This is a genomic window from Segatella salivae DSM 15606, from assembly GCF_000185845.1.
Classification (GTDB): domain Bacteria; phylum Bacteroidota; class Bacteroidia; order Bacteroidales; family Bacteroidaceae; genus Prevotella; species Prevotella salivae.
In genome coordinates this window covers 389,801-400,420 of record NZ_GL629647.1, presented here as the reverse complement: position 1 = coordinate 400,420, position 10,620 = coordinate 389,801, and the positions used below count along the sequence as shown (strand labels likewise).

Annotated in this window: 7 protein-coding genes and 1 pseudogene; 6 read left to right on the top strand and 2 right to left on the bottom strand. The window is 46.1% G+C overall.

The window, feature by feature from the left end; all coding sequences use genetic code 11:
- From HMPREF9420_RS01740 to HMPREF9420_RS01725, 4 genes are all read left to right on the top strand, one after another.
- On the top strand, positions 1-2,597 hold a 2,597-nt coding region (locus tag HMPREF9420_RS01740; RefSeq protein WP_044078677.1), incomplete at its 5' end, for a SusC/RagA family TonB-linked outer membrane protein.
- A 12-nt stretch (positions 2,598-2,609) separates the two neighbouring features.
- Entirely contained in the window at positions 2,610-4,289 is a 1,680-nt protein-coding gene (locus HMPREF9420_RS01735; protein WP_007133664.1) for a RagB/SusD family nutrient uptake outer membrane protein, read from the top strand.
- Positions 4,290-4,499: 210 nt separating this feature from the next.
- Positions 4,500-6,035, top strand: coding sequence for a DUF6057 family protein (locus tag HMPREF9420_RS01730; RefSeq protein ID WP_007133663.1), 1,536 nt, complete (start codon positions 4,500-4,502; stop codon positions 6,033-6,035).
- The gene (locus HMPREF9420_RS01725; RefSeq protein ID WP_007133662.1) at positions 6,032-7,513 is read left to right on the top strand and encodes a TolB family protein; all 1,482 of its coding nucleotides are present in this window, start codon (positions 6,032-6,034) and stop codon (positions 7,511-7,513) included. The genes HMPREF9420_RS01730 and HMPREF9420_RS01725 overlap by 4 nt, the downstream gene beginning before the upstream one ends.
- 237 nt (positions 7,514-7,750) lie before the next feature.
- On the opposite strand, the gene HMPREF9420_RS01720 is transcribed toward HMPREF9420_RS01725, so the two are convergent.
- Positions 7,751-8,119 (bottom strand): hypothetical protein, encoded by a 369-nt coding sequence (locus tag HMPREF9420_RS01720; protein WP_147625582.1) that lies wholly within the window; start codon positions 8,117-8,119, stop codon positions 7,751-7,753.
- 248 nt (positions 8,120-8,367) lie between these two features.
- Positions 8,368-8,681, bottom strand: a pseudogene (locus tag HMPREF9420_RS13015) (IS4 family transposase); the annotation flags it as partial.
- A 158-nt stretch (positions 8,682-8,839) separates the two neighbouring features.
- Here HMPREF9420_RS13015 and HMPREF9420_RS01715 point away from each other — a divergent pair.
- Positions 8,840-9,742, top strand: a complete 903-nt coding sequence (locus HMPREF9420_RS01715; protein ID WP_007133658.1) for an ATP-binding cassette domain-containing protein — start codon at positions 8,840-8,842, stop codon at positions 9,740-9,742.
- Positions 9,739-10,515: an ABC transporter permease gene (locus HMPREF9420_RS01710; RefSeq protein WP_007133657.1), complete on the top strand. Its 777-nt coding sequence runs from the start codon at positions 9,739-9,741 to the stop codon at positions 10,513-10,515. Before HMPREF9420_RS01715 ends, HMPREF9420_RS01710 begins: the two co-directional genes overlap by 4 nt.
- Positions 10,516-10,620 lie beyond the last annotated feature (105 nt).

The window sequence follows — 10,620 nt, the reverse complement described above, 5'->3', positions numbered from 1 at the left end:
GCGTGTCGGCCGCTTTGGCCGGAACGATGCCAGGCGTGACGAGCATTCAGCGTTCGGGTGAGCCTGGCGCGCAAACGGGCAGTATCACCATTCGCGGTCGCAACACCATCAATGCAGCCAGTCCTTTGGTGATTGTCGACGGTGTACCTGGTTCGATGAACAACATTGATCCACAAGACATCGAGTCACTTTCTGTGTTGAAAGATGCAGCATCGGCAGCCATCTATGGTGTTCAGGCAGCCAATGGCGTTATCTTGATTACAACAAAGAGAGGTAAGACGGGACAGAAGACGCGGGTCGATTACACGGGTATGGTTTCGAATGCCAGTCCCACAACTCATTTGAAGTTCTTGGGGGCTGGTGATTATGCCATGCTGTATAACGAAGCAACATTGAATGAAAATCCCAGCGCACGTGTGCGTTATAGCGATGAAGATATTCAGAAGTTCCGCGATGGCAGCGACCCCATTGGTCATCCAGATACGGATTGGTATCGAGAAACCTTTAAGCGTTCGGCTTGGGAAACGCAGCATAATCTGTCGTTGAGTGGTGGAACGCAGACCACGACCTATATGGGCTCGATAGGTTTCGTTAATCAAGATGGACTTACCGATGCACGCAAATATAAGCGTTTCACGGGACGTCTCAATCTTGATTCGCGCGTGACAAAGTGGCTGTCTATCGGATTGAACGCGTCAGCTTATCGTGGCATTACAGATGATGCTTATGAGTCGTCGGCTGCCCTCGTTCAGTATGTCAACCGCATTGCGCCCACTATTCCTATCTATAATGAAGATGGTAGTTTCAATTATAGTGGCTTAGCCAATCCGGTTGCACTGCGCGGAACGGCTACGGGCTTAACGAAAATCTACGATACACAGTTCTTTGGCACAGCTTATGCTGAGGTGCGTCCTTTGGCTGGATTGAGTTTAAAGGCGCTTTATAATCTGCGTCACGATGCGCGTGATTATCGCAGGTTTAAGAAGCACTTGGTTTATGGTAACGCCAGCAGCTTAGCAAACTCGGGTGATCGGGAGGGCGAACATAGCTATTATAATTGGAATTGGTACACAACACAGCTCTTGGCCAACTACACCAAGACGTTTGCAAAGTTGCACACGTTGAACACGTTGTTGGGCTATGAACAGGTGAACAATCCTTATAGCTACACCAAAACCACGCGTAAGGGTGGCGGAAGCGACGAACTACCCTGGTCCCTGAACACGTTGGATGCAAAGAGCCAAACCAATGATGATGGTGGATCAGAGGTGGCACGACGGTCTTATTTCGGTCGTTTGCAGTATGATTTCGCAGACAAATATTTGTTTGAGTTCAATCTGCGCGCCGATGCTTCCTCGCTTTTCCCGAAGGATAATCGTTGGGGTTATTTCCCAGCTGTGTCTGCAGCGTGGCGTTTGTCCGAAGAAGCCTTCCTTAAGCGGCAAGCTTCTTGGTTGAGTAACTTGAAACTTCGTTTGGGTTGGGGAAAAACTGGTAATGAGGAAATCAACGAAACTTATCCAGCTGTGGCTACCTATGCTTTTGGCAAAGCCGTGTTAGGCGATACCGAGACCACCACAACCTATGAGGCGCGCTATGTGAACAACAAATTGCGTTGGGCCACAGTCACCAACTATGAGTTGGGATTGGATGCGTCGTTCTTTGATAACCAGGTTGGTTTTGAGTTGTCACTTTATCAAAAGAACACCAACAACATGTTGTTGAAGCTCCCTATCCAAGGTGTGATTGGTGTGAATCCACCCGCGCAGAATGCCGGAAGCGTGCGCAACACTGGCTTCGATTTGAATGTGTTCCACAACTATCGTTTGGGTAAGGATTTGCGCTATGCTGTGAATCTAAACCTATCTTATGTGCACAACAAGATTACGGATTTGAAAGGAACCGATGGTGAAGACCCCGACAACAAGCTTTATTGGTTTATGGAAGGACAAGCGATTGGCACGTTCTATGGCTATGTGGCTGATGGATACTTCAACACGCAAGACGAGCTCACCAATGGTCCGAAACGCACAGGAGCGGAGAAATTGGGCGATATTCGCTACAAAGATTTCGATGGCGACAATAAGATTACTGCAGCCGACCGCAAGCCTATTGGCAAGAACTTCCCAAGCTGGACGGGCGGACTCAATCTGGCTGTTTACTACAAGGATTTCGATTTCTCCATGTTGTGGCAGGGTGCATTCAACGTCGATGCCTATTTTACAGGCGAGGCTTCCTATGCTTTCTTCAATAGTGGCAAGGTGTTGAAGCGTCATCTCGACCGATGGACGCCCACCCACCACGATGCTACCTATCCGCGCATCACACGCAACAGCCAAATCAACTTCGCCACATCTTCGTTCTGGTTGCAAGATGCTTCGTATGTTCGTCTGAAGAATGTCACGTTGGGTTACACCATTCCTCGTGCTTTTCTCTCGAAATGGGGTGTGACAGGTGCACATGTGTTCCTTACAGGCGAAAATCTGCTCACCTTTAGTCACCTCGAAGGCTTAGACCCAGAAGCTCCGTCTAATAACCGCGGTGCCTTCTATTCGAATGTGAAGAAGTTTACTTTAGGCTTGAAAGTTTCATTTTAACACGTAATTTTTATGCAGAATATAGCAAAATATATGGGGCTGTTGGTGGCGTTTGCAGCACTGACCTCCTGCAATGATTTAGACAAAATTCCGCTCGACCAACTCTCGGATGGCAGCTATTGGAAGTCCAACGAGGATGCCACGAAGGCGGTGAACGATTTGTACACCTGCTATCCCGAGTGGGACGGCAACGGCATTATTGGTTTGGTGGATGAGGCGATCAATTCAGACGACGCCGTGCATGGCATCAAATGGTCGGAAGGCAATTTGGCCAAAGGCATCTATGACCCTCAGGATTTTGATTGGCGCACCAACTATGGCACCATTCGCCAGGCCAATATCATCTTGAAGAAGGTGCCCGGGACTGCTGCGATGACGGATGCCGAGAAGAAAACCGTCATGGCGCAGGCCCGCTTCTTCCGTGCTTATCAGTATTTTCAGCTCATTCGTCAGTTTGGCGATGTGCCCTACACCGAATCGCCCTTAGAGCTCTCCGACCAAGAGAATATTGTGCGCAATCCCAAGTCCGAGGTCTACAGCCATCTGATGGACGACTTCGATTATGCCGCAGCCAATCTGCCGGCATCATGGAGTGGTGCCGATGATGGCCGCATCACCAAGGGTGGAGCGTTGGCCATGAAGGCGCGAGCTGCATTGAGTCAGAACGATTGGCAACGGGCACGCGATGCCGCAAAGGCCGTGATGGACATGAACATCTACGAACTTTACGACGCGCACAACACGGGCAATTACAAGAAGTTGTTTTGGAGCGAAACCGATGTGAATTGCAAAGAAACTATCTTGAAACGTCAGTTTGTGGCCAATAAGAATGACTGGTATCTCATTGGTTGGGAGGCATTCCCTACGATGGGGTGGGGCGGACTCAACCCCACGCAGAGCTTGGTCGATGCTTTCGAAGATGTCAACGGAGCACCTATCGCGCAATCTACCGTCTACAATGCCGCCAACCCCTTTGCCAACCGCGACCCACGTTTAGAGGTGGTAGTGCTCCACGATGGCGAAACCATGTATGGAAAGACGCTCAAAGTGGCACCCTTGCAGTCGTGCTATCCCACGGGCATTGGCACCCACGGCGATGCTACGGCCACCGGTTACAACCAGCAAAAATGGCTCGACCCCACGTGTAATCCGCAAACCGACGGCTGGCACATGGGCGGTGATTACAAAATTTTGCGCTATGCCGAGGTGTTGCTCACCTATGCCGAGGCCGAAAACGAACTGTCGCCCCTGTCGGCATCGGCTTTCGATGCCGTGAACCAAGTGAGACGGCGTGTAGGCATGCCCGATTTGCAGAACACCAATCCCGCTTTGCCCACCTATTGTGGCACGCAGGCAGCTTTGCGTGAACGCATTCATAACGAGTGGCGCGTGGAGTTTGCCCTTGAGGGCGGCCATCGTCAGTGGGACATTCGTCGTTGGGGAATTGCCGCTCAGGTGTTGAATGCACCTGTTTATGGGCTGACCTATTTGTTGCGCGCTCCACATGCGGGCGAAACGGCGCAGCCTGGCGACAACAACCGCGTGTGCGACCTCTATTCAAGCGACCCGAACGCTGTGCGCGTCAAGGTGCGCGATGGGCATTATGAGGCTCACAATGTGCTCTATCCCATTCCGCAGAAGGAGCGCGACTTGAATAAAAAGCTCACGCAGAACCCGGGCTATCCGCAGTAAAAAGGCTTTTGGCCGCAGTACGATGATGGTTGTCTCTCACTGCGGCTGACGGGGGCGCACATGTTGGCGCCCCCTCCTTTCTTTCTATAAAAACAGGTCTGCTGGAACTCCAGCAAGCCTAAAAATGAAAAAAATGAGGCATCGGGAAATTCCTCAAGGCCAAATTTAGAAAAAACAAGTCGTCGGGAAACTCCGCAAACGCAAAATAGAATGAACAAAAAGCTTACTTCTCTCTCGGCACTTCGCTCGCTGACCACGCTAACCGTTTTCTTGGCCACGGGCTATGCCTATCTCGTGCCTTTGGCCAATGTGCTCCGCTATCACGAACAACACCATCTGTTTCGCTTCACTGCCGACTATTTTCGGCAAACATTGTCCGAAGAGGGGCTGTTGCACTATGCTGCCAACTTCGTTGTGCAGTTTTTCTTCCATCCGTGGTTGGGTGCAATGGTGATGGCCGTTCTGCTCACCCTCATCTTCGTTGGTGTGGAGGGCATGCTCAAACGCTTGCTCTTCGGGCGTGCGCTGCCGTTGTGCTTGGGGCTCGTGCCAGTGTTGTTGCTGCTCATCTACACCGAAACCACAGCCCACGATTTGTGCTGGGTGGTGCTGAGCGCGATGCTGATTGGGGTAGGCTGGTTGTTGGTGGCGTTGCTCTCGCGATTTACTTCGTGGCTACCCCTGTTCCGTGTTCAAAAACCTTGGTCAACGAAGGCACAAGCCATCAGCCTGCTGCTCACGGGGATGACGGCGTTGGGCGTGGGCTATGTGGGCTTCGTGAAGCATTATCCGGCTAAAGAAGGCATCTTGTTGCAAACCGTTTTTCATGCGCGACAAGGCGATTGGCCTGCGGTGCTTCGCTACACGCAGCGCTATCTTGACGCGGGCAAAACCAATCCGCTCATCGCCTATTTTCACACCATGGCGCTCTATCATGCAGGGCAGTTGCCGGCGCGGCTCTTCGATTATCCGGCTTCGTTGGGGGTGCAAACGCTCTATTTCCCTTGGCGGGGCAATGCAGCCGAAGCTGAGTTTGGCGGCATGCTGTTCGAGCAGTTGGGGTTGCTCAACGAGGCGCTCCATTGGGAAACCGAGGCGTTGGTGGTGGATGGACCAACGGCGTCCCATCTGGTGAACTTGGCTCGTTATAACATTGTGCTGGGCAAGCCGCGGGTGGCGCAGGTGTTTATCGAGCAACTCAAGCACACGTTGTTCTATCGCGGGCAGGCAAAGCAGCTTGAACAGCAGCTTAGAGCAGGACGCGTTCCCCATCTTCGTGATGCTTTGCGGGGTGCAGACCGCGAGGGTGTGCGCTTCACCAATGTGCAGAATTTGGGGCCAGAGTTGCAATATCTTTTGCAGCACGATCCGCACAATCGCATGGCATTCGACTATCTCATGGCACAGCTGCTGCTGAGCAATCATGTCAGTTTGTTTGCGCAACAGCTGCCTTGCATTCGTGCGTTTCATGTGGCTGCGCTGCCGCCTTGCTACGAAGAGGCATTGCTCATCTATCAATTGGGTGTGGATAAGGCCACGTTTGCGCGGTGCGGCTTCACCATTTCGCCCGATACGCGCGTCCGTTTCGCCCGCTACATGCAGCTCAACGAGCAGGGCAATCAGCCGTTGTTGCAGCAGGAGTTTGGCCACACTTATTGGTATTATTTGAATTATCTCAGCCCCTATGGTCATCAAGTGATTGAGGAGTCACAGGAGGCGCATCAAAATGGAATTAAGCAGTTATGAAAAAGCTCTTTTCTTTTCTTCTCTTGTTGTCGATGCTGTTGCTCGGAGCCAGTTGTGGCTCACGCTATCACCAGCCCGATGTGCGCGCCAAACGCAAGTTGTCCATCTATCCCGACTATACCAACGTGACGCTTCCGTGGAATATTGCGCCCACGAATTTTGAAATTTTGCATAAGGGAGAGGCCTACCAAACCGAGATTGGCATCGTCGGACGGGATGCCGATATTTTGGTACAATCGGCTCAACCCACAGTTGAAATAGACGAAACTGCTTGGCACCAACTGCTGAAAACGGCTGCCGGGCAAGCCATTTTCTTTCGCATCAGCGTGAAGGAGGCTGGCAAGTGGGTGGTTTATCCGTCCATAACGAACCGCATTTCGCGTGATGCCATCGATTCTTTTTTGGTGTATCGCCTCATTTATCCGGGCTACGAATTGTGGCATGAAATGGGCATCTATCAGCGTAATCTCACGTCTTTCGAGCAAACACCCATTGTTGAAAACAAAGATTTTAATCGGCAGTGTGTCAACTGCCATTCGTTTAATCATAACGATGCACAACAGGCTATGTTGCATGTGCGCGGAAAGGATGGTGGAACGTTAATCTATCGTCATGGTCGTGTGGAAAAGGTGGCGTCGAAGGCTGATGCGTTGCCCAACGGCTTGACTTATCCGGCCTGGCATCCTAATGGGAAACTCATCGCATTCTCAACTAATGAAATTCAGCAATTCTTCCATTCGGCAGGCAAGAAAACCATCGAAGTGGCCGATTTAGCAGCCGACTTAGTGGTCTACGATGTGGAGCATCATCGTGTGCAAACCTTTTCTGCTATTGGGCTTCCCACGCATGCCGAGACATTTCCTGCATGGAGTCCAAATGGTCGACAGCTTTATTTCTGTCGAGCACGCATGCCACAATCGCGTTTGGCGCTCGATAGCATGCGCTATGACCTCTGCCGTGTGACGTTTGACGCACAGAAAATGAAGTTTGGAAACGTTGAAACCATCTATCCTGCGTCAAAATTCCATCGTTCAGCCTCCTTTCCCGTCGTTTCACCCGATGGCAATTTCGTGGTTTTCACCTTGTCTGATTATGGCAATTTCTCCATCTGGCATCCCGAAAGCGATTTGTGGATGTTGAATGTTCGGACGGGAGAATGTCGTGAACTAAAGGCCGTGAACAGCCCCAATGTGGATAGTTGGCACGGATTTTCTGCTTCAGGGAAATGGATGGTCTTGAGCAGTAAGCGCCTGAATGGTGGATGGGCACAGCCATGGTTTACGCATTTCGATAGCAAAACAGGCCAAGCAACCAAACCGTTTGTGCTGCCCCAAAAGACTCCTCGCTTCTATGATGGTTTCCTTAAAACGTACAATCGCCCCGAACTCATCACTACTCCTTTAAAGGCCGGACAGCAACTCCTTCGCGCTATCCCAATCGAAGCAACGCCTCTCACTATTGATTGTGCAAAACATTAATTTACATTTAATATTATGCAAATTTCCTCTAAGGATAAGATAATCTGGAAAAAATCATTAAAACTATCCCCATATAATCTTCGAAACTGACCCTATGTAGTTATTTTATAACTTTTGTTGTTAGTGTTCATCTTTTGGGGGTTCTCAATCGTATCTTCTTTTGTTAGTTATTACTATTATTTATTTTGCAAAAATAGATATAGAATAACAAGATTGGTTTTTAGCTAACAAAAGTTCTTAATGACGAAAGTTTAGAGTCATTCCTTTACAATATAACTCCACAAATATTACCACACCTTCCTTCATTGCAAGATACATAACCATCCAACCTTCAAGAAAAGACTTTCGCCACACGCGGAAATGCCAAACTATTCGGGAAATAACTTTCGCCATGCGCGGAAACTCCAAACCTTTTGGAAAATGACTTTCGCCAAGCGCGGAAATACCAAACCCTTCGGGAAATGACTTTCGCCATGCGCGGAAATGCCAAACCATTCGGGAAACGGCTTTCGCCATGCGCGGAAACTCCAAACCTTTCGGGAAACGACTTTCGCCATGTGCGGAAACTCCAAACCTTTCGGGAAGTGATTTGCGGGAGGCCCGCAAGCACCAAAACCTTTAAAAAGTGATTTGCGGGAGGCCCGCAAGCACCAAATCTTTTAAAAAGTGATTTGCGGGAGGCCCACAAGCGTCAAAACCTTTAAAAAGTGATTTGCGGGAGGCCCGCAAGCGTCAAAACCTTTAAAAAGTGATTTGCGGGAGGCCCGTAAGCACCAAAAACTTTAAAAAGTGATTTGTGGGAGGCTATATAGGCGCGCAAGAAACGATTGAAACTACAATAGAAATACCCTTGTAAATAAGTTCATCAAGCGTCTCCAATCCATCTGTGGGCGAATCATCATGCGATAGAAACAGTTTTTACCATGATTTGAAAGGTCATATATCTTATGTTTGCATATGCGGTGAATACTTTCACCCACAATGCGGAAGAGGCAAAGAGAAAGGATTAATTCCGAAGCCGAAACTCTGTCATGTTTCTCCAATGACAGGCGAGATAACAAGTGACCAATGCCAAACTTGCCAAAAGATGAAATAAATCATCACTCATTCGAGTTTTAACACTCAAAAGTTTGAATAACTCACTTATTTTCTCTATTTTTGCTTCCATAACAGTTTTGTTGTCTTGTCTTTAAAATGAGTTCTTTAGCGATTACTAATTTATAAAGAAAATTCGACAAACTGTTATTTTTTTCTATCTATTTATTAGGGTGGGAAACTTTAGTTAAATCATTTAAATACGAATAATTTTAAAAGAAAGTGTTGATTATGAATATACTTGAAACTAACCATCTCACTTTTAACTACAGAAATCATTCTGTATTAGAAGACATTAACTTGAAGATTCCAGAAGGTTCCATTTATGGATACTTAGGCAAGAATGGAGAGGGTAAATCAACTACGATAAAGATACTTTTAGGATTGGAGCAAACTAAAATAAATACGGTATTTTTCAATAAAAAAGAATTTCATTCCAACAGATTGCATATCCTTCAAAATATAGGATGCTTGATTGAACATCCATTCTTCTATGCAGATTTGAGTGCCTATGAGAATCTAAACTATTTGGATATACTATATCATTGTGGACAAAAACGCATTCAAGAGGTTCTAGAGCTTGTGAATTTGACTAAAGATAAAGACAAAAAAGTTAGAAAATATTCTACAGGAATGAAACAACGCTTGGGAATTGCGATGGCAATGTTTCATAATCCTAAATTACTCATTCTTGACGAACCACTCAATGGACTAGATCCTCAAGGTGTTTTTGAAATGAGAGAGCTAATGCTCAAACTTAAAAGTGAAGGAAAAACTATTTTCATTTCAGGACATATCTTAGCTGAAATGGAGAAAATATGCACACATATCGGAATATTAAATAATAAAAGATTATTGTTTCAAGGAGAAATTAACAGTCTCCTCAGTCAGAAAAAGCAATCTTATTTAATACATATGGACCAACCGGAACGATGCATGGAGATATGTAAAGAACACTTGATTCCCACAAAAAGGATTTCTGATGGAACGCTTATCATAGAAATAGAGCAAGATGGTTCCTTTGACAGTTTTAAAAAATTAATGCAACAAAACCACATTCAAATTTTATTTGCAGATACATACCAAGAAAATTTGGAGTCTGTATTCCTTCATCTAATAAAAACCGACTTATGAAACCAATATCGCTCTTTACTATTCTTAAAAGTGAACACTATAAATTAAGATTTAATATTGCCATTTGGATCTTCTTGTTATTTCCTTTGTTCATGACTTTATGCATTGATATATATGTTTTGTTTAAACATGCTGATGCTGTCAATAATCCAACAATAACTTTTGATTATAATCCTTGGGTATGGGTATTGGGTAGATACATCTTCGACTTCTATGCTCTGCTTTATCCAATTCTTGCAGCCATTTTGAGTTATTCTTTATGCGATGTAGAATATAAGAATTATGGATTTAGACTTCTTTTTACAAGACCAATTAGCAAGCTGACAATTTATTCGAGCAAAATGGTCTTCCTTTTAGAGATTAACTTTATTTCTTTCCTCATAGGTTATCTTGCTTTCCTTCTGTCTGGTTTTGCTCTGGATAAGTTATTACCTGGATATGAATTCTCCAGTTATAATGTTAATAACCTAACAGCTTTTTATTTCTCATATTTGTTTATAGCACTTTCTGCTGTTTCAATTATGCAATATTATCTTAGTTTGATCTTTAAGAGTTTTGTTTTACCTATCGGGTTTGCTGGTTTCATGACGATCTTTGGGGTTATTGCTCAAAATAAAGATTATATCTATCTTATACCCTATGGTACAGTGTGGAGATTAAACTATGGTTTTTATAGTGGGATAATAGACTTTTCGAAAGGCGAATACTTAAACATATCCTGTGTACTATTCTTTGTCGTTATCTCATTTTTTGTATTTATAAGGAAAAAATAAAAGATACCCTTCGGTAAAAGAAACTTTAGTTATTAATGGAGTTATTAAAAGATATCTTCATAACACTGAAAGATTAGACAAATTTGATATCAAATAAGATTGTCA